This window comes from Pseudoalteromonas sp. CR1, assembly GCF_019392235.1.
Taxonomy (GTDB): Bacteria; Pseudomonadota; Gammaproteobacteria; order Enterobacterales; family Alteromonadaceae; genus Pseudoalteromonas.
On sequence record NZ_JAHXRM010000001.1, the window covers coordinates 577031 to 599193 of the forward strand.

The 22163-nt window shown below is 40.5% G+C and carries 22 protein-coding genes; 13 read left to right on the top strand and 9 right to left on the bottom strand.

What is annotated here, in order from left to right; translation table 11 throughout:
* The first annotated feature begins 2 nt into the window (after positions 1 to 2).
* The 12 genes from truB to KZZ04_RS02755 all read left to right on the top strand — a co-directional run bounded on the left by truB (position 3) and on the right by KZZ04_RS02755 (position 12576).
* Positions 3 to 947, top strand: coding sequence for a tRNA pseudouridine(55) synthase TruB (gene truB / locus KZZ04_RS02700; protein WP_219421717.1), 945 nt, complete (start codon positions 3 to 5; stop codon positions 945 to 947).
* A gap of 109 nt (positions 948 to 1056) precedes the next feature.
* Positions 1057 to 1326 (top strand): 30S ribosomal protein S15, encoded by a 270-nt coding sequence (rpsO, locus tag KZZ04_RS02705; protein ID WP_004585888.1) that lies wholly within the window; start codon positions 1057 to 1059, stop codon positions 1324 to 1326.
* A 515-nt stretch (positions 1327 to 1841) separates the two neighbouring features.
* Entirely contained in the window at positions 1842 to 3968 is a 2127-nt protein-coding gene (gene pnp, locus KZZ04_RS02710; protein ID WP_058552625.1) for a polyribonucleotide nucleotidyltransferase, read from the top strand.
* 209 nt (positions 3969 to 4177) lie between these two features.
* Positions 4178 to 5056 carry a lipoprotein NlpI gene (gene nlpI, locus KZZ04_RS02715; RefSeq protein ID WP_058403397.1) on the top strand — a complete coding sequence of 293 codons (879 nt, stop codon included), beginning with the start codon at positions 4178 to 4180 and terminating at the stop codon, positions 5054 to 5056.
* Position 5057: 1 nt separating this feature from the next.
* Entirely contained in the window at positions 5058 to 6167 is a 1110-nt protein-coding gene (locus tag KZZ04_RS02720) for a hypothetical protein (protein WP_219421718.1), read from the top strand.
* 200 nt (positions 6168 to 6367) lie between these two features.
* Positions 6368 to 9160, top strand: a complete 2793-nt coding sequence (locus KZZ04_RS02725) for a monovalent cation/H+ antiporter subunit A (protein WP_219421719.1) — start codon at positions 6368 to 6370, stop codon at positions 9158 to 9160.
* Positions 9160 to 9513, top strand: coding sequence for a Na+/H+ antiporter subunit C (locus KZZ04_RS02730; protein WP_058403394.1), 354 nt, complete (start codon positions 9160 to 9162; stop codon positions 9511 to 9513). Before KZZ04_RS02725 ends, KZZ04_RS02730 begins: the two co-directional genes overlap by 1 nt.
* The gene (locus tag KZZ04_RS02735; protein ID WP_058403393.1) at positions 9510 to 11027 is read left to right on the top strand and encodes a monovalent cation/H+ antiporter subunit D; all 1518 of its coding nucleotides are present in this window, start codon (positions 9510 to 9512) and stop codon (positions 11025 to 11027) included. The genes KZZ04_RS02730 and KZZ04_RS02735 overlap by 4 nt, the downstream gene beginning before the upstream one ends.
* Positions 11027 to 11563: a Na+/H+ antiporter subunit E gene (locus tag KZZ04_RS02740; protein WP_058403392.1), complete on the top strand. Its 537-nt coding sequence runs from the start codon at positions 11027 to 11029 to the stop codon at positions 11561 to 11563. Before KZZ04_RS02735 ends, KZZ04_RS02740 begins: the two co-directional genes overlap by 1 nt.
* Positions 11557 to 11826: a K+/H+ antiporter subunit F gene (locus tag KZZ04_RS02745; protein WP_006793386.1), complete on the top strand. Its 270-nt coding sequence runs from the start codon at positions 11557 to 11559 to the stop codon at positions 11824 to 11826. The genes KZZ04_RS02740 and KZZ04_RS02745 overlap by 7 nt, the downstream gene beginning before the upstream one ends.
* A gap of 9 nt (positions 11827 to 11835) precedes the next feature.
* Positions 11836 to 12168 carry a Na+/H+ antiporter subunit G gene (locus KZZ04_RS02750; protein ID WP_058403391.1) on the top strand — a complete coding sequence of 111 codons (333 nt, stop codon included), beginning with the start codon at positions 11836 to 11838 and terminating at the stop codon, positions 12166 to 12168.
* Positions 12169 to 12360: 192 nt separating this feature from the next.
* The gene (locus KZZ04_RS02755; protein ID WP_219421720.1) at positions 12361 to 12576 is read left to right on the top strand and encodes a TIGR02450 family Trp-rich protein; all 216 of its coding nucleotides are present in this window, start codon (positions 12361 to 12363) and stop codon (positions 12574 to 12576) included.
* A 162-nt stretch (positions 12577 to 12738) separates the two neighbouring features.
* On the opposite strand, the gene KZZ04_RS02760 is transcribed toward KZZ04_RS02755, so the two are convergent.
* Complete coding sequence (locus KZZ04_RS02760; RefSeq protein ID WP_058403389.1) at positions 12739 to 12981, bottom strand: RNA recognition motif containing protein; 243 nt, start codon at positions 12979 to 12981, stop codon at positions 12739 to 12741.
* Positions 12982 to 13199: 218 nt separating this feature from the next.
* Here KZZ04_RS02760 and KZZ04_RS02765 point away from each other — a divergent pair, with 218 nt between their 5' ends.
* Positions 13200 to 14477 carry a VCBS domain-containing protein gene (locus KZZ04_RS02765; RefSeq protein WP_219421741.1) on the top strand — a complete coding sequence of 426 codons (1278 nt, stop codon included), beginning with the start codon at positions 13200 to 13202 and terminating at the stop codon, positions 14475 to 14477.
* A gap of 84 nt (positions 14478 to 14561) precedes the next feature.
* Here the strand turns inward: KZZ04_RS02765 and lipA are convergent, their stop codons facing one another.
* The 8 genes from lipA to rlmH form a co-directional block, all read right to left on the bottom strand.
* Positions 14562 to 15527: a lipoyl synthase gene (gene lipA / locus KZZ04_RS02770; protein WP_004585911.1), complete on the bottom strand. Its 966-nt coding sequence runs from the start codon at positions 15525 to 15527 to the stop codon at positions 14562 to 14564.
* The gene (gene lipB / locus KZZ04_RS02775) at positions 15524 to 16177 is read right to left on the bottom strand and encodes a lipoyl(octanoyl) transferase LipB (protein ID WP_219421721.1); all 654 of its coding nucleotides are present in this window, start codon (positions 16175 to 16177) and stop codon (positions 15524 to 15526) included. The genes lipA and lipB overlap by 4 nt, the downstream gene beginning before the upstream one ends.
* A gap of 19 nt (positions 16178 to 16196) precedes the next feature.
* On the bottom strand, positions 16197 to 16475 hold the full coding sequence (gene ybeD, locus KZZ04_RS02780; protein WP_006793392.1) for a DUF493 family protein YbeD: 279 nt from the start codon (positions 16473 to 16475) through the stop codon (positions 16197 to 16199).
* Positions 16476 to 16652: 177 nt separating this feature from the next.
* A complete protein-coding gene (locus tag KZZ04_RS02785) occupies positions 16653 to 17813 on the bottom strand; it encodes a serine hydrolase (protein ID WP_058403557.1) in 1161 nt (386 codons plus the stop codon).
* 100 nt (positions 17814 to 17913) lie between these two features.
* A complete protein-coding gene (locus KZZ04_RS02790; protein WP_058403386.1) occupies positions 17914 to 18678 on the bottom strand; it encodes a septal ring lytic transglycosylase RlpA family protein in 765 nt (254 codons plus the stop codon).
* A complete protein-coding gene (gene rodA / locus KZZ04_RS02795) occupies positions 18678 to 19784 on the bottom strand; it encodes a rod shape-determining protein RodA (RefSeq protein WP_219421722.1) in 1107 nt (368 codons plus the stop codon). Before rodA ends, KZZ04_RS02790 begins: the two co-directional genes overlap by 1 nt.
* Positions 19781 to 21661: a penicillin-binding protein 2 gene (gene mrdA / locus KZZ04_RS02800; protein ID WP_058403384.1), complete on the bottom strand. Its 1881-nt coding sequence runs from the start codon at positions 21659 to 21661 to the stop codon at positions 19781 to 19783. Before mrdA ends, rodA begins: the two co-directional genes overlap by 4 nt.
* 8 nt (positions 21662 to 21669) lie before the next feature.
* Entirely contained in the window at positions 21670 to 22140 is a 471-nt protein-coding gene (rlmH, locus tag KZZ04_RS02805; protein ID WP_002958522.1) for a 23S rRNA (pseudouridine(1915)-N(3))-methyltransferase RlmH, read from the bottom strand.
* Positions 22141 to 22163 lie beyond the last annotated feature (23 nt).

Here is a 22163-nt window from a genome sequence, read left to right on the forward strand (position 1 = left end):
CGATGGCAAGACGCAGTAAAGGCCGTGCAATAGATGGGATTTTGTTGTTAAACAAACCGCAAGGCATTTCGTCAAATAAAGCATTACAACAGGCAAAAGGTATATATTTTGCTCAAAAAGCGGGGCATACAGGCGCGCTTGATCCGCTAGCGACTGGTATGCTGCCAATTTGTTTTGGTGAGGCAACTAAGTTTACCCAGTTTTTACTTGATACTGACAAAACTTATGTTGTGCGCGCTAAATTAGGTGAAAGAACAACAACATCAGACTCTGATGGTGAAATAGTTCAGACACGAGATGTAAATGTAACTATAGAACAGCTGAAAAAAGAAATTGCAGCGTTTTTAGGTGAATCGGATCAGTATCCATCAATGTATTCTGCACTTAAATACGAAGGAAAACCTTTGTATAAATATGCCCGCGAAGGTATTGAAGTTCCAAGAAAGTGCAGAAAAATAAATGTGTTTAGTTTAACGCTTGATGAGTTTGATGAAGCAAATAATGAAGTACAAATGACGGCCCATGTATCTAAAGGGACTTACATTCGTACTATTGTTGATGACTTAGGTGAAAATTTAGGCTGTGGTGCTCATGTAATTATGCTTCACCGTTCAGCTGTTGGGCATTATCCTGCAGAGAAAATGGTATCGCTCGAGCAACTAGAGTCGTTATTAGCTAAAGCGAAAGACGAAGAAATTTTGCCATCAAGCTACCTTGATGAACTGCTTCTACCCATGGATACAGCATTAGTTGATTTACCTGTTGTAGAGATAAGTGAAGAGCAGGGCATTGCATTTAGCCATGGTCAAGCTGTGGTGCTAGGTAAAGAATTACCAGACGGTGCGATAAAAGTCTTAGCAGATGGCGTGTTTATAGGCACTGGTGAGAAAAATCCTGACGGGCATTTAAAATCAAAGCGCGGCCTATCTAATCAGCAGGCAGAGTAAAGTTTAACTTGTAGTTATTCTTATACTTGTTAGAATACGCCCGCTTAATCGTTTTGGCTGAATTAGTGATCGGCTAAGACACCTTTTAAATTTAATTTTTGGAGTTATTATGTCACTAAGCAATCAAGAAAAAATCGATATCATTGCTAAATTCGCACGTGCTGAAGGCGACACTGGTTCACCTGAAGTACAAGTAGCATTACTTACTTTTGATATCAACAAGCTTCAAGGTCACTTTGCTGATCACAAGCATGACTTCCACTCACGTCGTGGTCTGCTTCGTAAAGTAAGCACTCGCCGTAAATTGCTTGATTACCTTAAAGGTAAAGATATCTCGCGTTATACTGCGTTAATCCAAGAGCTTGGCCTACGTCGCTAAGAACTTGATTACGAGAAAAGGAGCTTTATAGCTCCTTTTTTTGTGCCTGAAATTTAGAAAATAACATCGACTAGTAACTGGCCATAATATTTACACCAATCCGCAATAATACTTAACCATGTTGCGGGGCTAAACGTGTCACTATTCGCGTTAAAAATTTATTTTGAGAACAACTTAATAGCAATTTTTTTGCTTAGTTATTTACACGTTTTTCCACTCTTAAAATAGATCACTTTATTAAGCGGATTAGTATAAAAGTCTTCTATAAAGCTGTGCGCAGTTTTTCTCGTTAATTCAACCCATTTAGATGATAAACATACATACTATAAACTGTTTGCTAGACTCGCATTTTTACGTGGCTTTGGTATATACTATGCGCGTAGATAAAAAGGTTTATCTACAGTTAATAACATCATTGCCAATTGTAGTACTTAATTGATTTCCAACTGAATACAATTATGTACTGTAATTGGTACTTTGATGGAACACTTATTTAGATTTAAAGGATATTTTAAGTGCAAGCAATTATAAAAGAATTTCAACTAGGTCAACACACTGTAACTCTAGAAACAGGCGCAATTGCGCGTCAAGCAGATGGTGCAGTTTTAGCAAGCATTGGCGACACGTCAGTTTTAGTAACTGTTGTTGGTAAGCGTGAAGCACAACCTGGCCAAGACTTTTTCCCACTAACAGTTAACTACCAAGAACGTATGTACGCTGCAGGTCGCATCCCAGGTGGTTTCCTTAAGCGTGAAGGTCGTCCAAACGACGGTGAAACACTAATAGCACGTCTTATTGACCGTCCAATTCGTCCACTTTTCCCAAATGGTTTCGTTAACGAAGTACAAGTTATTGCAACGGTTGTGTCTGTTAACCCTGAGATCCAACCTGATATGGTTGCAATGATTGGTACATCTGCGGCGCTTGCTATTTCTGGCATCCCGTTCAGCGGTCCAATTGGTGCTGCGCGTGTTGGTTACATTGGTGGCGAATATGTTCTTAACCCAACGTTAAAAGAACTTGAAGAAAGCCAACTAGATTTAGTAGTAGCGGGTACAGATAACGCGGTACTTATGGTTGAATCTGAAGCAGACGTTCTTGCAGAAGACGTAATGCTAGGCGCTGTTGTATATGGCCATGAGCAATCTCAAGCTATCATCAACGCTATTAACGAATTTAAAGCAGAAGCAGGCAAGCCTACTTGGGATTGGACTGCACCTGAGAAAAACGTATCTCTTGAAGAGAAAGTAGCTGAACTTGCTGCTGATAAAGTAGGCGAAGCTTACCGTATCACTGATAAAGTAGCGCGTAAAGAAGCACTTGGCGTAGCTAAAGATGCAGTTATCGAAGCACTATCAAGCGAGCTTGCTGAAGGCGAAACGCTTGATAAGCAAGAAGTGGGTAAGGTATTCGGTTCACTTGAGAAGAAAATTGTTCGTGGCCGTATCGCTGCAGGCGAAAAGCGTATCGATGGTCGTGAACCAGATATGATCCGCGCACTAGACGTAATGACTGGCGTATTACCGCGTACTCACGGTTCTGCTATCTTTACACGTGGTGAAACTCAAGCATTAGTTACGGCTACGCTTGGTACAGAGCGTGACTCACAGTTAATCGATGACTTGACTGGCACACACAAAAACCACTTTATGCTTAACTATAACTTCCCTCCATTCTGTGTAGGTGAAACAGGTTTTGTAGGTTCTCCTAAGCGTCGTGAAATCGGCCACGGTAACCTAGCTAAGCGTGGTATTGCAGCAGTTATGCCTACGCTAACAGATTTCCCTTACTCAATCCGTGTAGTATCTGAAATCACTGAATCAAACGGTTCATCTTCAATGGCGTCTGTATGTGGTACTTCACTTGCACTGATGAACGCAGGTGTGCCAATTAAAGCATCTGTTGCAGGTATTGCGATGGGTCTAGTAAAAGAAGACGAGAAATTCGTTGTTCTTTCTGACATCTTAGGTGATGAAGATCACTTAGGTGACATGGACTTTAAAGTAGCGGGTACTGCTGCAGGTATTACTGCACTTCAAATGGATATTAAAATTGAAGGTATCACGCAAGAAATCATGCAAATTGCGCTTAAACAAGCAAAAGCAGCACGTTTACACATCTTAGAAGTTATGGACGAAGCTATTTCTGCTCCTTCTGAAGAGCTTTCAATGTTTGCTCCACGCATTTACACAATGAAAATTCCACAGAAGAAAATCGCTGAAGTTATCGGTAAAGGTGGCGCTACTATTCGTCAACTTACTGAAGAAACAGGTACAACGATTGAGATTGGTGACGACGGTACAATTAAAATTGCCGCTACTGACGGTGAAAGTGCTGCAAATGCAATCAGCCGTATCGAGCAACTAACAGCTGAACTTGAAGTAGGTACTATTTACGAAGGTAAAGTTGTACGAATCGTAGATTTTGGTGCGTTCGTAAACATTCTTCCTGGTAAAGATGGTTTAGTACATATTTCTCAAATTAGTACTGAGCGCGTTAATAACGTTGCTGACCACCTTAGCGAAGGTCAAGAAGTTAAAGTTAAAGTACTAGAAGTAGATCGCCAAGGCCGTGTACGTCTAAGTATTAAAGAAGCAATGGAATCTGCTGCACCAGCAGCTGATGCGCCAACTGACGCGTAATTGCTAATGCTTAATCCAGATATTTACTGGATAATATAAAAGGGGGCTGTTTAGCCCCTTTTTTTATGCTTTAATGAGGAACTTGAATTTAAACAAAGATTATTCAAGGAGGTTCGATTACTTACGATGATATACAGTGTATATGTGATTATGAACCAAATTGGTCGTCGTCAGTCTTAGAGCTACCAACCTTGGTATTAAGGATTTTAATGATATTCAAACACATTGCTTTGGCGTCTTTTGCTATTTTGTCTTTAAGCGCTTGCCAAACAACAACTCAATCAGAACCAACACCAGTGGTGAATGTGCCTTTTACAGCACCATTAGCGTCTGACTTTCGTAGTGAAATAGCCATTGCGCGTTATTCTGAGTTACTCAACAGAGCTGATTTAACACCCGAGCAACAAGCTAAATTATATTATGATCGGGGAGTACTGTTTGACAGCTTAGGTATGACGACATTGTCGCGTATTGACTTCAACCGTGCTGTAAAGCTTAAGCCAGACTTAGCCGAAGTTTATAACTTTTTAGGTATTCAACATACATTAATGCAGCAATACGAAAAAGCGTATGAGCTTTTTGATTCTGCTTTAGAGCTTGATGAAGAACATGAGTATGCTTATTTAAACCGGGGCATTGCATTGTACTATGGCGATAGGCCTAGTATTGCAAAGACCGATTTTAGCCAATTTTTAGCGCGTTCTCCCAATGATCCTTACCGTGTGTTGTGGGTTTATTTAGCACAAGCTAAATTAGATAAAGACTCAGCGCTCGCCGAACTAAAAACCAATTCTAAAGCGCTTGATGACTCACAATGGGCTTATCAGCTAATTTCACTTTTTGCGGGTGATATGAGTGAGCATGCATTTTTATCTGGCGTTAGCGATGGCGTTAAGTCAGAGCAAGAATATGCACAACGTTTGTGCGAAGCTTATTTTTACTTAGCTAAGCTACATCAAGCTGCAGGTGATACCTATGTTGCTGCGGATTATTTTAGATTGGCACTGTCTACCAACGTACATGAGTTCATAGAATACAAATATGCACGTTTAGAACTTGAGCTGTTAATGGAAGCAGACGCAAGTTAGTGTGTTAAGAGCAACAATCGCGTTACTTTTTAGCTTATCAATAGCAGGGTCGAGTAACAGTTATGGCGGTATTGGTTTTTGGCAGGTATTAAATGCCAAGGCCAATCCGTTACAATTATATTGGCAATTTCCACACTACTTTTTAGCACGTATAAATAAGCTGCCTAAAAACACCCTTGGCCTACTTGCTAGGCATCAAATTCCTACTGCGCAATACGAGTATTCTTTACATCTGCTCAAGGTAAAACAGATCAAAGCTGCTAAATTATTTTGGCGTGCAAGTTTACCCAATATAAATAATGCTCAGATTACTAACTTATCGGAGCAACTACTCGCTACTGAGCAATGGGGCGATCTTAATATATTAAACACGTTAGGGTACCTTAAGCCTGGTTTTGTATTAAATCATTTTAATTTACACCATGGTGTTATTCACACACAGATCCCTAAGCCATTTTTACATTCATTGGAGTTTTTATCGTTAGACTCTAATATTTTGGCAAATAAAAAATGCCAGTTTAATGTTTTAACGATGAGCGATCATCGAAGTGGACTTTATAAGTTGTCGGCATTAATAAAAACCTATAATAAAAAACCTGAACCAAGACCGGGCGCTTTTTGTTTTAGTAAACCAGTATATGTGGCAGGTGCTTTAAAATGCAGCAATAGCATGAGTAAAGCGGCTAATTGTGATTGGCAATCAGCGTTAATAAATCAACAGCTTTTAAGAAAATTTGATTTTGTTGTGATGATGTCCAAATATGGAAGTGCTAATGTTAGCCGTGGTGTTATGCAATTAAATTCAGGCGCTAATTATGGTATTTTTTTGCACGAGCTAATGCACTTTAATGGCTTTGAAGATGAATATATTTTACCCAAGTCTAAGCAAGCGTGGTTGTGTAAAAGGAGAGGTTTAGTTGCTCCTAACTTGTATATTGCAAAAAAAGGAGAAAAATCACCAAATGGCTGGCATAAAAGTAAAAGCTGCCAGATTGGCGGTGTAGCCTACAAACCAAGTAAAGACTGGTCAATTCTAGAATATCAGCAGATCACGCTTTCTGATCAATACAGGGCCCTTTGGTTGGCACATATAGATAAAATTAAGCGTTAATATGTTTATAACCATAGGTTTTTAAGTCCCTATTTTCCCTCTTTAAATTAACTCAACATGCTTCGCTTTTTATAGACAAAATATCTGTTATTGAGTATAACTATTACCATTAATGTCGTTTAAAAACAGGCAGTAAAAGCATCACTTAATGTATAAAAGTGGCGCCCTGATAAACTTATGATTATAAAAGGCCCTACATTATGACTTTGCTCTGGATACCCTTGTTATCCTTGATTGGCAGTGTTATTTCTGCATTCACAGGCAAACTTTCTCGCAATCAAAGTACATTTATTACTGTGCTTGCACCGTTTACCGCTTTGGCTATTACTTTATACCACGCGCCTGCGGTTCTTTCTGGTGAAACTATTCGCTATTCATTAGCGTGGATCCCATCTATTGGGCTTGATTTATCGCTTCGTATAGACGGTTTAAGCCTCTTGTTTATGTTTATGATACTAGGCATTGGTTTGCTTGTTATTGTATATACACGTTATTACCTCAGCCCTAATGACTCAATGGCTAAGCTTTATAGCTACTTAATGTTATTTATGACGGCAATGCTAGGTATTGTTATGTCTAATAACGTTATACAACTATGGTTATTTTGGGAATTGACCAGTATCAGTTCTTTTTTATTGATAAGCTATTGGTGGCATAAATCTGAAGCGCGTAAGGGCGCGCGAATGGCGCTAGCTGTAACGGGTGCAGGCGGTTTAGCACTACTTGGCGGGTTAATGTTGTTAGGGGACATTGTTGGCAGTTACGACTTAGATGTTATTTTAGCGAGCAAAGCCATTATACAATCCCATGATTTATACGAATTAGCACTTGTTTTAGTATTGCTGGGTGCATTTACTAAGTCGGCTCAGTTTCCGTTTCACTTTTGGTTACCCCATGCCATGGCTGCGCCTACGCCTGTTAGCGCTTATTTACACTCAGCAACAATGGTTAAAGCAGGTATCTTTTTACTTGCGCGTTTCTATCCAGCTTTAGCTGGGACCGAGATGTGGTTTTTATTAGTTGGTTTAACGGGTTTAGCTACCCTGCTGTTTGGTGCTTACATTGCGTTATTTAAGCACGATTTAAAGGGGTTACTTGCATATTCGACAATTAGCCACTTAGGTTTGATCACGCTATTACTTGGCCTTGATACCGAGCTTGCAACGGTGGCAGCCATATTTCATATAATTAACCATGCGACATTTAAAGCCTCGCTATTTATGGCAACCGGTATTATTGACCATGAAACTGGTACGCGTGATATGCGTAAACTCAATGGTATGTGGCGGTTTATGCCTTATACTGCAACCCTTGCTATGGTTGCTGCTGCAGCTATGGCGGGCGTGCCTCTGCTCAATGGTTTCTTATCTAAAGAAATGTTTTTTGCCGAAACACTCCATCAGCAAGTACTTGGCTCTATGTCATGGTTAATACCGGTGCTTGCGACGGTGGCTGGTGCATTTGCAGTTGCCTATTCAGCCCGCTTTATTCACGATGTATTTTTTAACGGTGACCCAATAGACTTACCGCGAACACCGCATGAACCTCCACGCTATATGCGAGTGCCAATAGAAATACTGGTTGTACTGTGTATTTTGGTAGGTATTTTCCCAAGCTTTACTGTTGATAGTATTTTATCTGCAGCTTCATTAGCAGTATTAGGGGAGGCGATGCCAGAGTATAAATTAACAATTTGGCATGGTTTTAATTTGCCGTTACTGATGAGTGCAATGGCTGTTGTTGGTGGTTTGTTCATTTACGTAAATCGCAAATATTTATTTCAATTTCAGGCGTCATTACCCACACTCAATGCTAAAAAAACCTTTGAGCGTGCCGTGCTGAGTGTCGTTGCATGGTGTCAAAGTAAAATTAACAGTACTGAAAACGGTTCTTTACAGCGTTACTTAGTTATTATGCTGGGCGTGGTATTACTTTGTGCAGGTTGGCCATTATTTGAAATGCAACAATTAGCCGGCAGTATGCCGCGCACACCTGTTGATGTGCATAATGCGATTGGTGCTGGTTTATTAATAATTGGGGCAATAGCCACCGTTATTTGGCACAGATCAAGAATGGTCGCACTGTTAATGCTTTCTATTGTTGGTTTAATGGTGTCGGTCTTATTCACTCGTTTTTCTGCGCCAGATTTAGCGTTAACTCAGCTAACAGTTGAAGTTGCCACCATTATATTGCTAATGCTTGCGCTGTTCTTTTTACCGCAGCATACGCCTAAAGAGTCGAGCTCGTTGCGAGTGCTACGCGACTTAGGGATTGCTTCTACTATTGGTGTCGTAGTTGCTAGTATTTGTTATGCAATACTAACGCGCCCATTAAATTCTATTTCTGATTACTTTGTAGCTAATGCTAAAACGGGTGGCGGTGGCACAAACGTAGTTAACGTTATACTGGTCGACTTTAGAGGGTTTGACACCCTAGGTGAAATAACGGTATTGGGCATTGCTGCACTAGGTATATTTAAAGTGTTATCGCGTATTCCGCTATTTATGCCAGCTAGTGACAGTGAAGGGCGTCCTTGGGCGCGTGAACGATACCCAATTTTACTTGCAAGTATTTCACAAAGTTTATTACCGCTGGCATTGTTAGTATCAGCATATATATTCTTGCGTGGTCATAACTTACCCGGCGGTGGCTTTATTGCTGGTTTAGTTACGTCAATAGCCTTTATTTTACAGTACATGGCGCATGGCTCTAATTGGATCACCGAGCGCTTTGATATCAACTACCGTAAAATTATCGCCTCGGGTATAGGTATAGCAATGTTTACTGGTGTGGGTAGTTGGTTTTTTGGTAGACCATTTTTAACCACGTGGTTCGATTACTTTGATATTCCATTTGTAGGTAAAACAGAACTTGCTAGTGCAATTGTGTTTGACCTTGGCGTGTACCTCACAGTTGTAGGTGCAACATTAATGATTTTAGCTAGTTTGGGTAATATGACTTCCGATGCCCCTAAAAAAGAGGTGAATATTTAATGGAGCTATTATACGCATCGTGCGTTGGTGTATTAGTTAGCTGCGGTATATTTTTACTGTTAAGAGCACGTACGTTTCCTGTTGTACTGGGCCTTACCATGATTTCATATGCAGTAAACTTATTTTTATTTTCATCAGGGCGTTTAACTATAAACAAAGCCGTGGTGCTTGGTACCGGTGCAGATTACGCCGATCCACTTCCTCAAGCCTTGGTTTTAACCGCAATTGTAATTGGTTTTGCAATGACAGCATTTGTGGTTATTTTGGCTATTCGTGGACGTGCTGATTTAGGAAGCGACCACGTTGATGGAAGCCCCGTTAAATCAGCTGCAGCAAGTAAGGAGCAAAAATGATCCAACATTTAGCTTCGTTACCTATTTTACTGCCTATGCTTGCAGCTGTAATTTTGTTACTCCCACCTTGCGGTAAAAGTGTACAAATTCGTCGATACGCATCAAATACTATGGCGCTTATTACATTTGCTGTTAGTGTGTTTTTATTAATACATATTTACAACACAGGCATTAGTGTTTATGCCATCGGTGATTGGTCAGCCCCCTACGGGATAGTACTTGTGGCCGACAATCTATCAACATTACTCGTAGCGCTAACCTCGTTTTTAGGGCTTGGGGCCATTTTATATGGCAGTGCAGGCGATGATGAAAAAGGGAGCTTTTATCACCCACTGGTTCATTTTTTAGTGCTGGGTGTTAATGGCGCTTTTTTAACCGGTGATTTGTTTAACCTGTTTGTGTTTTTTGAAGTTTTACTGATTGCATCGTATGCATTACTTATGCACGGTGGCGACAAACAAAACACACGTGCAGCACTACAATATGTAATTCTAAACTTAGTGGGCTCGAGTGTATTTTTAATCGGTTTAGGTATTTTATATGGCGTATTAGGTACATTGAATATTGCTGATATGGCGCAAAAGGTATCACAACTTAATGGCGACGATGTATTTATTGCTAAAGCCGGCGGTTTATTACTACTTATTGTATTTGCTTTAAAAGGCGCATTGTTGCCGCTACATTTATGGCTTCCAAATACGTATGCTAGCGCAAAACCTGTTGTAGCAGCCTTATTTGCTATTATGACTAAGGTGGGTGTTTATGCCATGCTGCGTGTTTACACCGTTATATTTGGTGAACAGGCGGGTGCACTTGAGCACATGGTACAACCTTGGCTTTGGGGATTAGCGATTGCAACGATTGTGGTTGGCGCCATGGGCGCTATTGCTGCGCAAGATTTGCGTAAGTTAACTGCTAATTTAGTCTTGGTGTCGGTAGGTACTTTAGTTGCACTAGTAGCTTTACAAAATGTAAATGCAACGGCTGCATTGTTGTATTACTTAGTGCATTCAACATTAGTGAGTGCTGCGTTATTTTTACTAGCTGACTTAATTGCTAAGCAACGCGGTAAAGTTGCTGATAGGCTTGTTGGTGGGCGCGCAGTTAAACAGCCGCTTTTACTTGGGGCATGCTTTGTTGTAGCAGCCTTAACTGTGGTAGGTATGCCGCCACTATCGGGCTTTGTTGGTAAAATATGGATACTAAAATCGACGTTAAATAGTGAGCAAGCCTTAGTATTTTGGCCAGTGTATTTAGTGACAAGCTTTGCGCTATTAGTGGCACTTTCTCGGGCGGGTACAAGCTTGTTTTGGGAAAGAAAGGATAAACGCAGCGAAAGCGCAGACTGCGCTGATGCAAACCCATTGCAAGTGACGGTAATAATAGGTTTACTTGCTTGTTCGCCGCTGTTGGTTATTTTCGGTGGGCCGATTAGCGAGTACATGGTAGGTGCTGCTACGCAGTTACATGATATTAGCGGCGGTATAAATGCTGTACTTAAGGGAGGCATGTAATGAGACTACAAGCCCGTTTTCGGTGGTTACCAACGCCATTTCGTAGTTTATTTTTGTTTATAGTATGGTTGTTGCTTAACAATAGTGTGTCGGTTGGCCATATTGTACTGGCAACATTTTTTGCTATTTTTATTCCTATTTTAAGCTTTTCATTTAGGGATCCTCAGCCGCTAATTTTAAAGCCAGGGCTAGCTCTAAAACAATTTGTAATTGTACTTTACGATATTATTGTTGCTAACTTACAGGTTGCGTTATTAATTGTTGGGCCTTCCAAAAAACTACGCCCAGCATTTATTAAAGTCCCATTAGACTTAACTCACGATATGCCAATTACAATTTTAGCAAGCAGTGTCTCATTAACTCCCGGTACTGTAAGTGCTGAGGTGTATCCTATTCCAGAGTCGTTAGCTGAGGGAGAGGAAATGACACAGCGTTATTTGCTCATACATGTACTTGACCTTGACGACGAGGCTGAGCTTATCAAGCATATTAAAAAACGCTACGAAGCTCCACTAAAGGAGATATTTCAATGTTAGATACTGTATTACTTATTGTTTTCGCAATGATAGGACTTTCTTTACTGCTTAATTTATGGCGTTTAATTATTGGCCCATCAATCCCCGATAGAGTATTGGCGCTTGATACTATGTACATAAATGTTATTGCACTCATTGTTTTATACAGTATAAGCATGGGAACAGGGTTGTACTTTGAGGCCGCATTATTAATAGCTATGCTGGGTTTTGTAAGCACAGTAGCTGTATGTAAGTATTTACTACGTGGCGATATAATTGAATAAGGTGGCAAAATGATTAGCGAATGGGTTGTATCAATTTTATTGTTATTTGGTGGCACGTTTATTTTAATTGGTTCGTTAGGCTTATTAAAACTGCCAGACTTTTTTATGCGTTTACATGGCCCAACTAAAGCAACAACGTTGGGTATGGCAAGTATGTTAATTGCCGCTATGGTGTATTTTGCAAACTCTAAAACGGGTTTAAGTGTTAAAGAAATACTGATCACTATATTTCTATTAATAACGGCCCCAATTAGTGGCTATATGTTAATTAAGTCGGCTATTCATCATAAACTCAAACCAAAAGAGGGCACCAAAGGCCTGGACAATATTGAGGATGATTAAGCTTTATTGATTAGTAAACTATTAAGTTTACGTTAAAGCAAAGCGTTATCGATATTAAACCGAATAAAGAAATTTATTCGGTTTTTTGCTAATGGCAAACCAGTTAACGCTTTCATGAGGGGTTTTTAATTGAGCTTAGATGCATATTTGTTCGTATTAGGCTCTATAAATTAATAATAAGCTTTAAATTTTATGAATAACCTCAATCCAAAAAAATTACTTAATAGCAAATGGACTGCAACACCTGCCATTAATAAAGAAAAGCATTTTGTAATTGTAGAAGTAGAGTACGATGAAGATGCTAATGTAATAGCTTGTATTACTGAGTCGGTGTTTTCTAAAAACCAATATCCCATTAGCTGGCGAGATCTTAAAAACACTGAAAAATGGCGTCAAGGTTGGAAGTAGCTTTTAAAAAATCTAATATAAAACAGTAAGTTGGGGTGTAAACGTTCACTTGTCGTAGTCTAAAAGTAGCAAACTTAGGTACGATTTTGAGCTGAAAATACAGCAATACTAATAATTGAAAAAACCAGCATTTAGCTGGTTTTAAAAGTGCATATCAAGCGGCTATTTTTCATCTGCGTATTTTACGCGAATCTTACTTTTATCAACGGTTGATTGATTAAGTGCTTTAATCGCGCTTTTACTTTCAATGTCGTTTGGCATTTCTAAAAAGGCAAAACCTTTAGATTGGCCAGTTTCTTTATCAAGTACCAAGTTACAAGTTGTCACTTTACCGTGAGCTGTAAACAACGTACGAAGGTCTTGCTCTGATGTTGTGCGAGACAAATTACGAACTAATAATTTCATGTTTAACCTAAATAATGGGTTCAGCTTGATTATCTCAAGTAATTTGGCTTTAACCTAATTATATTTTTACTCAGCCATACACTCCTCAATTTAAGCTACTTAATTTAACATTAAGAACAATAGCGTTAATTGGTAATAAATAAATGGTTATTTAAATTTAAAATTGGTAAGTTATATTTTAAATTTATAGATGACCAATGTTTTGTGTGTGGGGTATTATGCCAATGTATCGCTTAGGTATTTTAAAAATTGTTATTGTATGTTTTTTATGTTGCGGATTGGCCGCTTGTGGTAGTTCGGGCTCACAAGGCGAACCAGTAAGTGTTGCCTTGACAGCCCAAACCCACGCTGTAATAGGCGGTGAAACTTCAGTCAATATTAACAGTGACCGTGATAGTGCGGTAACTGGCGAGCTTTCTATATCTGATGCTCAAGCCAGTGAGGCTGTATTTAATGCTCAAAATGATACTCAAACGAGTTATGGTACATTTAGCCTTACAAGTGACGGTAATTGGTTTTATACCTTAAATACACGCAATGCAAATATTAATTCTTTAGATGAAAATGAAATCCTACTTGACGAAATAGTAGTCAGTTCAGCCGATGGGACTGAAGCAACTATCACTGTCACTATCGTAGGTGTTGCCTCGGCTGATGATTTTTTAGTAACCGATGAAACAACACTTAATGCTGACGGTGTTAATTCAGGGCTGAGCGCATATGCACTAATAGAAACTGTTTTTAGCGAAGGGGCTATAGAGTCGCCAGATATGTATGCTGGTAACCATGAAGGTGTTACTCATATAATTGAAGATACCGACTCAATAATTGGTAATCACTTTGTTTTTTTAGCGCATCGCGATGACGACCAAGATAAAGACAAAGGCGTAAGCGACCGCCAGCGCAACGAAATAAAAGCTTACGACAAGTCACCTGCTGCAACCCTTGCTTTTGAAAATGAAACAGTACAATACAGTTGGAAGTTTAAAGTAAGTAGTGAGCTTGAATTAACGAGCAAATTTAGTCATTTTTTTCAAATAAAAGCTCGGAACGAGAGTAACGACAACACCAATGGCAACGATGACCAGCCAATTATTACGCTCTCTGGGGCGCAAAAAAACAGTACAGGGAATCAACTACAGGTGCGTTATAGCGCAGGTTTTGACGTAAATGGTAACAGCACAGTGCTTGATAAAAACCTCATAGAAACCGATTGGTCACTTATTACTGATGAATGGGTAGCGGTATTTGTTCAAGCGACCTTTAGCGAAGAAGGTCAGTTTGATATGACCCTCACCCGCGTAAGTGACAACGAAGAGCTATTTAGTATTAGCGAGCAAAACATAGATATGTGGCGTGGTTTTAGCGATGATGACTTTGCTCGCCCTAAGTGGGGAATTTATCGCTCAATAGTAGAAACCGACAGCCTTCGCGCTGAAGAAGAGCAGGTACGATTTGCTGATTTTGTGATTAAAAAAGGTGTTTTAACAAAGTAGCCGAAGGATGGATGTAGAATACTCACAAAAAAGCCCTTACCAATTAAATTGTTAAGGGCTTTTTTAATATGTTATAAAAAGTAATTATTTTACTTCTTTACCAGCGGCTTGTTGGTCAGCATGATAGCTTGAACGAACAAACGGGCCAGAGGCTGCATGAGTAAAGCCAATTTCATCCGCGTACTCTTTTAATGCATCAAACTCTGCTGGTGGCACGTAACGTTTAACTGGTAAATGATGCTTAGATGGCTGTAAGTATTGGCCAACAGTAAGCATATCTACGTTATGCGCACGCAGATCACGCAGTACTTCTTCTATTTCGCTAATCTCTTCACCTAAACCAACCATTAAGCCTGACTTAGTTTTTACTTCTGGGTGTGCTTCTTTAAAGCGACGAAGTAATTCTAATGACCATTTGTAATCGGCACCTGGGCGCGCAAGTTTGTATAGGCGTGGCGCTGTTTCTAAGTTGTGGTTAAACACATCAGGTGGCGTTTCAATTAAAATTTCAAGCGCACGGTCCATACGACCACGGAAATCGGGTACTAAAATCTCGATGGTGATCGTTGGGTTGTGTTTACGAATTTCGCGAATACAATCGGCAAAGTGCTGTGCGCCGCCATCACGTAAATCATCACGGTCAACCGAGGTAATTACCACGTAGCTTAGCTTCATGTCTTTAATTGTTAGTGCAAGCTTTTCTGGCTCTGCTGCATCAGGTTTTAATGGGCGACCATGGGCAACATCACAAAATGGGCAACGACGCGTACAAATAGCACCTAAAATCATAAAGGTTGCTGTACCGTGGTTAAAACACTCAGATAGGTTAGGGCACGAGGCCTCTTCACATACTGAATGTAAGCCATGCTTACGCATTGCTTGTTTAATACCATCGATACGCTCAGTTGATTTAGGTAAGCGAATTTTAAGCCACTCTGGCTTGCGCAACATTTCGGTTTTTTCTGTTGGTAAAACTTTAACGGGGATCAACGCCATTTTTTCTGCGTCGCGTAGTTTTACACCTGGTTCCATTTTGACTGGTTTATTCATTCGTTTTCAAACCCTTCAGTATGCTTAACCTGTGCTGCATTAAGCTTTTTTATCATGTGTTTTACTAGGCCTTCACCTGCGCTTTGTAGGTTTTGAGGACCATTCAATTCTTTCGTTTGCACCATATTCATGCCGGCATAACCACACGGGTTTATGCGTAAAAACGGGCTTAGATCCATGTTAACATTTAATGCTAAACCATGAAATGAGCAGCCGCGGCGAACTCTCAAACCTAATGATGCTATTTTGCTGTCGTTAACGTAAACACCCGGTGCGTCGGCTTTAGCGTATGCTTTTATATCGTATTCAGCAAGCGACTCAATAATGCACACTTCGAGCCAGGTTACAAGCTCTCGCACACCAATTTTTAAGCGGCGCAAATTAAATAATACATACATCATTTGTTGGCCAGGGCCGTGATAAGTTATCTGGCCGCCGCGATCAACTTTAATCACTTCAATATCGCCTGGGGCGAGTAAATGCTCGTCTTTTCCTGCTTGGCCTTGAGTAAATACACTTTCGTGCTCTACAAGCCAAATTTCATCTGGAGTGCTGTCATCTCGGGTGTCGGTAAAGTCTTGCATTTTTTGCCAAATTGGCATGTAACGCTGACGACCTAGTTGGCGTACGATCAAGGTGTTTTCGTTCACAACAAATCTCAATTATGGCTTAAAGCATGTGACGTACGTCATCGATGTTGCTGATCACGTTGTAAATTTCTTCAATGTGCTTCCCGCTTGTAACCGTAGCCACTAGCGTTACAGACTCATAATTACCTTTACTGCTTGGTTTTACTTTTGGTGCGTAATCACCCGGAGCAATAGGTTGTAATTTTGCTAATATTTGATCTGTTAAATTAACGTTGGCTAAACCCATAATTTTAAATGTAAATGGGCAAGGGTACTCTAGGTACTCATCAAATTTAGTATTTTTAACTGGTTGAACCACGATAGTGACTCCTCATACAAAAGTGTGAACTCTATGTAAAGCTCGAAGCTTAATACAGATAGGCGTTTAGCAGTGTTGCATATATGGGGAGCATTCTAGCATTTTTCAAGCAAAAAAAAACGCCTCATAACAGAGGCGCTTTTTTACAACCCAGCAACTGTGGGTTTATATTTACGTTTACATTATTTGTAAGCGTAAATAGTCGTAGATTTTGCTAAAGAAGCTGCCTTCTTCCACTTCTTCAAGTGTTACTAGTGGGTATTGTGCAATGTCTTCACCCTCTAGTTGCAAGAACAAGGTGCCTACTTTAGTGCCTTTGGCTAGTGGGGCTTCAAGTGTATTGTCTAATTCAAAGTTAGCCTTTAGGTTTTTATGCTGACCGCGTGGAATAGTAATAGGTGTATCTTCTAAAATACCTAACGATACATTTTCTTTGTTACCCATCCAAATACGTTGCTCTGCAAAGCTGTCGCCCGCTTTATAAGGTGTAATTGTTTCAAAAAAGCGAAAGCCGTAGTTAAGTAGTTTTTTGCTTTCTACTTTACGAGCGCGCTCGCTTGATGTACCCATAACAACAGCAATTAAGCGCATACCATTTTTAGTGGCTGAGGTAACAAGGCTGTAACCAGCTTCAGAAGTATGGCCTGTTTTTATGCCGTCAACGTCTAGGCTTTCATCCCATAATAACGAGTTACGGTTATATTGTTTAATACCGTTGTAGGTGTATGATTTTTCTTTGTAGATAGCATATTCTTCAGGTACATCTCTGATAAGTGCTGCGCTTAATGTGGCCATATCACGAGGTGTTGTGTAGTGCTCGTCTGTATCTAACCCGTGGCTGTTAATAAAGTGGCTATTACTCATACCTAATTTAGCGGCATGTGCATTCATTAAGTCGGCAAAAGCACTCTCACTGCCTGCTATGTGCTCCGACATAGCAACACAGGCGTCGTTCCCTGATTGAATAATAATGCCATGATTGAGCTCATCAACACTAATTTGTTTACCCACTTCAATAAACATTTTTGAAGATTCTGGGAAGTTTTTTGCCCATGCTTTTTCGCTAATTGTAACCATATCTGTAGGGGCTATGTTACCTACTTTAATTTCTGTACCAATTACATAACTGGTCATCATTTTAGTTAAGCTTGCTGGCGCAAGTTTAGTATCGGCTTCGCCCTCTGCAATAACCTTACCGGTTGTAAAGTCGACTAAAAAATAACCCTTTGCATTAACTTGAGGTGGTGCCGGAATGATTTGGGCGCTGGCTGAAAATACGGCGGCTGAACAAACTAAGCCACATACACCTTTGAGGATTTTATGTTTAATTGATTTCATCATACTCATTAATGGTTAAAGTTAAAAATTCGCGTTATGCCATTCTATACCCAAACCCCCCTGAGATGCGAGCCTCGTTGGGCTAGTTTGGGTATTTGTCTTACTGAGTGTAAAGCAAGAACGCGTTTTGAAATTGATCTTGTTTTAATTTTTTTAATACTTTTTCTGCGTGCTGCGCGTTTTTTATTGGCCCTAAATGCAGTCTATAAATAGTGTCTTTCTTAACAATATTTGTCGGTAATTTGTATTGTTGGCGTAAACGCTGTGCAAGGGCTTCAATATTTGCCAATGTGCTGCCAGCAGCCACTTGAATATACGTTTTATTAGCTGCAGAGCTAGGAAGCGTAACCGCTTCAAGCTTAACCTTTGCTGTACCATGTTTGTAATAGCCAAGCTTGTATGCGGCTGCATAGGAAAGGTCAATAATTCTGTCATCGTGAAAAGGCCCACGGTCGTTTACGCGTACAATGACTGACTTACCATTTTGCGTGTTTGTAACACGAACAAAACTAGGCAAAGGTAATGTTTTATGCGCCGCGGTCATGGCAAACATATCGTATATTTCACCATTTGAAGTGTGGTAGCCGTGAAATTTTCGGCCATACCACGATGCAATGCCTTCTTCTTTATAACCTGTTTCGTCAAGCATAGGGGTGTAACGTTTACCGAGTACCTCGTAGGGGCGAGAAGCACTGGCACTTTTTTGCACCTCGGTAACTATAGCGTCTTGCATTTCAAGCGCAGTTGGCGCACGCAGGGGGGCTGAATCATGACGCATGTGGTAACGCCCACTCGAACCACTGCTACAGGCACTGACAGTAATAGCGAGTAAAATGGTTATGAGAGTCTGAGCGTAACGTTGCATTATTTTAAAAGCATCCTTTTATCTGTTGCTATCGACATAATAATACCAAAGCCAGCCATTAGCGTAATCATCGATGTGCCACCATAACTTATCAGAGGCAATGGCACGCCTACAACAGGTAGTAGTCCCGATACCATGCCAATGTTTACAAATATATAAACAAAAAAAGTTAAGGTTAGTGCGCCTGCTAACAGCTTTCCAAACGCGTCTTGTGCATTTACTGCAATATACAAGCTGCGGCCAATAATAAACAAGTACAAGCTAAGTAAAACGCAAACACCAAATAAGCCAAACTCCTCACTTAATACCGAAAAAATAAAATCGGTATGGCGCTCTGGTAAAAACTCAAGTTGTGACTGTGTACCTTGCAACCAGCCTTTACCTTCAACGCCACCAGAACCAATGGCTATTTTAGATTGAATAATATGATAACCTGAGCCAAGTGGATCGCTCTCAGGATCTAAGAATGTCAGTACGCGTTGGCGTTGATAAGCATGCATACCGTATTGCCAAAATGGCCAAGCTGCTAAGGCAACGGCCGCGCTTAAAAAGCTAATTAGTCGCCAGCTCAACCCAGATAAAAAAAGTACAAATATGCCAGAGCTTGCAATTAGTATTGATGTTCCTAAATCTGGCTGCTCTTTGATTAATAATGTAGGCAGCATTACTATCGCAAAGCCGAAAATTAAGTGTAGTGGTTGAGGTGGTAAATGTTTGCGACCAATATACCAAGCTACCATCATAGGTACTGCTAGCTTCATTAGTTCAGAGGGTTGAAAGCGGGTTATACCTAAATCAAGCCAACGTTGTGCGCCTTTAGAGCTCACGCCAAATAACAACACACCAACCAGCATTAATAATCCAACGCAGTACATAGGTATAGTGAGCCTTTTAAGTGTAGCAGGGGGGATTTGTGCAAGTACTATCATGGCAATGATGGCCACACCCATCCGCGTCATGTGCCTTATCATCATGGCTGATTCTTGGCCACTTGCGCTGTACACAACCGTTATGCTTCCAGCCATCATGAGTAAAATAGCAATAAGTAAAGGCAAGTCTAAGTGCATACGCATCCAAATAGAGCGCTTGTCATGCAGGGCGGTCATAGGGTGTTATTCCTTGCCAGTTCAACAGGGTTAGCAGCAAAGTAATAATCCATTAACTGCCTGGCAATAGGCGCGCCAACCGTGCTGCCACCACCATTATTTTCAACAACAATAGACACAACTATTTGAGGGTTATTGTAAGGTGCAAACCCCACATAAATGGCATTATCGCGTTGTCGTTCTTTTAGTGATTCTGCATCGTACTTTTCACCCTGTGCAATGCTCACAACTTGTGCTGTGCCAGTTTTGCCTGCTGGATCGTAATTTACACCTTTAAATGCTTTATGAGCGGTGCCTGTTACCTTGGTTACGGTATTGTGCATAGCATCAATAGCTATACGCCAATTGTCTGGGTTGTTTAACACAACGGGTGGTTTTTCTTCATTATTTATTTGGGTTACATCGTCCTCTTTTTTAGCCACTTGCGCTAAGTGGGGAGGATGATTAATCCCTTTGTTAACGAGTATGTTGGTTGCGTTAGCTATTTGAATGGGTGTTGCGGTCCAATATCCTTGGCCAATGCCTACAGAAATTGTATCGCCAGGCCACCAAGACTCTTTAAATCTGTTTTCTTTCCATTCTTTTGAAGGCAATATGGCGGTGGTTTCTTCGTGTATATCTATACCCGATAGATCACCAAAACCAAAGTTCGCCATAAAATTACTGATTTTTGTAATGCCTAATCGGTATGCAGTATCGTAAAAGTATGTATCGCATGACTCTTCAATAGCTTTGTATACATCTACATGGCCGTGCCCCCAGCGCTTCCAGTCACGCCATTTATGCTCTACGTTTCGTATTTCAAAAAAACCGGGGTCCCACATAGTTGTCCCTTCCGTTACCATGTTTTCTTCAAGTGCTAAAATAGCCATATGCGGTTTAATGGTGGACGCTGGAGCATATCGGCCTTGGGTGGCTCTATTAATTAGTGGGCGATCTGGGTTTAGAAGTGCTTTATAATTTTTACTACTAATACCGTGTACAAATAAATTTGGGTCGTAGCTTGGGTTTGAGTATAGCGCAAGTATGCCGCCATCTTTTGCGTCCATAACAACAACCGCACCGCGCATATCTTTAAGTGCATGTTGGGCTATTTGTTGAAGGCCAATATCGAGCGTTAACACTAAATCACTACCTGGCTGCGGGGGGAGCATGCTCAGGGTACGAATAACACGACCTCGGTTATTTACCTCTACACGTTGCGAACCAACTTGGCCATGCAAGAGTTGCTCATAGTATTTTTCAATACCAAGTTTGCCAATATCGTGGGTTGCACGATAGTTAGTGGCTTGCTGTTCTTGTTCGAGTTTGTTTAGCTCTTTTCGGTTTAGCTTTGCCACATAGCCTAGTGCATGAGTCAGTGTGTCGCCGTACGGGTAATAACGGGCTAAACGGGCTTCTATACTAAAACCGGGGAATTTATGTTGGTTTACCGAAAATGTAGCAACGTCGGCTTCATCAAGGCGCGCTTTAAGTACTTGTGATTTAAAACGGCGCGTGTTTTTTATATCTTTTAAAAAGTCTTGTTTTTCTTGCTCTGTAATAGCGATTAGGTGGCTTACTTGTTCAAGTGATTCTTCAAGGTTGTCAACGTCTTCGGGGATCACCTCAAGATTATAAACGGGTTTGTTTTCGGCAAGCAGCACACCGTTTCGGTCGTAAATTAAGCCGCGATTAGGTGCAATAGGGATAACTTTAATTCGGTTGTCATTAGAGCGGGTTTGGTAATCTTGGTGGTCTTTTACTTGAATATTGTAAAGGTTAGTGATTAAAACAGCCACTAGCCCCAGTACAAAAACAAAACCCACAAACGCTCTCCGCGCAAATAAATTAGCTTCAGCAGAGTGGTCACGAATAGTGGGTCTTTTTTTTAACATGGCAAGCGTTACTCGCGATGATAAGGATGATTGTTATTTAAGCTCCAGCCTCTGTAAAGGCTCTCTGCTACAATAATGCGCACCAAAGGATGTGGTAATGTTAAATTTGATAACGACCATTTTTGCTCCGATGCCGCTATACATTCTGGAGCAAGTCCCTCTGGGCCGCCAATAAGTAAGCTTACATCGCGGCCATCGAGTTGCCATTTTTCCATGTTTTTAGCAAGTTGGTGAGTATCCAGCGCTTTGCCAGTAACCTCTAGTGTAACAATACGATTGCCTTTAGGAATAGCGGCTAATGTTTTTTCGCCCTCAATGTGTAAAATACGCTTTATATCTGCATTTTTGCCACGTTTACCGGCGGGTATTTCAATTAGCTCTAAAGCCATATCCTTGGGAAAACGGCGCTGATATTCAGCAAATCCCGTTTCTACCCACGCTGGCATTTTTGTGCCAACAGCAATCATTTGTATTTTCACGAATAACTTCCAAGCGTTGCTTT

What these genes read in the sequence shown, in the direction of transcription:
- lipA (WP_004585911.1), bottom strand. Translation starts at nt 15,527, where the DNA reads ATGAATAAACCAGTCAAAATGGAACCAGGTGTAAAACTACGCGACGCA.
- KZZ04_RS02730 (WP_058403394.1), top strand. Translation starts at nt 9,160, where the DNA reads ATGGAGCTATTATACGCATCGTGCGTTGGTGTATTAGTTAGCTGCGGT.
- KZZ04_RS02755 (WP_219421720.1), top strand. Translation starts at nt 12,361, where the DNA reads ATGAATAACCTCAATCCAAAAAAATTACTTAATAGCAAATGGACTGCA.
- KZZ04_RS02785 (WP_058403557.1), bottom strand. Translation starts at nt 17,813, where the DNA reads ATGAAATCAATTAAACATAAAATCCTCAAAGGTGTATGTGGCTTAGTT.
- nlpI (WP_058403397.1), top strand. Translation starts at nt 4,178, where the DNA reads ATGATATTCAAACACATTGCTTTGGCGTCTTTTGCTATTTTGTCTTTA.
- truB (WP_219421717.1), top strand. Translation starts at nt 3, where the DNA reads ATGGCAAGACGCAGTAAAGGCCGTGCAATAGATGGGATTTTGTTGTTA.
- KZZ04_RS02765 (WP_219421741.1), top strand. Translation starts at nt 13,200, where the DNA reads ATGCCAATGTATCGCTTAGGTATTTTAAAAATTGTTATTGTATGTTTT.
- KZZ04_RS02745 (WP_006793386.1), top strand. Translation starts at nt 11,557, where the DNA reads ATGTTAGATACTGTATTACTTATTGTTTTCGCAATGATAGGACTTTCT.
- KZZ04_RS02740 (WP_058403392.1), top strand. Translation starts at nt 11,027, where the DNA reads ATGAGACTACAAGCCCGTTTTCGGTGGTTACCAACGCCATTTCGTAGT.
- rodA (WP_219421722.1), bottom strand. Translation starts at nt 19,784, where the DNA reads ATGACCGCCCTGCATGACAAGCGCTCTATTTGGATGCGTATGCACTTA.
- mrdA (WP_058403384.1), bottom strand. Translation starts at nt 21,661, where the DNA reads ATGTTAAAAAAAAGACCCACTATTCGTGACCACTCTGCTGAAGCTAAT.
- KZZ04_RS02790 (WP_058403386.1), bottom strand. Translation starts at nt 18,678, where the DNA reads ATGCAACGTTACGCTCAGACTCTCATAACCATTTTACTCGCTATTACT.
- KZZ04_RS02725 (WP_219421719.1), top strand. Translation starts at nt 6,368, where the DNA reads ATGACTTTGCTCTGGATACCCTTGTTATCCTTGATTGGCAGTGTTATT.
- KZZ04_RS02735 (WP_058403393.1), top strand. Translation starts at nt 9,510, where the DNA reads ATGATCCAACATTTAGCTTCGTTACCTATTTTACTGCCTATGCTTGCA.
- KZZ04_RS02760 (WP_058403389.1), bottom strand. Translation starts at nt 12,981, where the DNA reads ATGAAATTATTAGTTCGTAATTTGTCTCGCACAACATCAGAGCAAGAC.
- KZZ04_RS02750 (WP_058403391.1), top strand. Translation starts at nt 11,836, where the DNA reads ATGATTAGCGAATGGGTTGTATCAATTTTATTGTTATTTGGTGGCACG.
- rpsO (WP_004585888.1), top strand. Translation starts at nt 1,057, where the DNA reads ATGTCACTAAGCAATCAAGAAAAAATCGATATCATTGCTAAATTCGCA.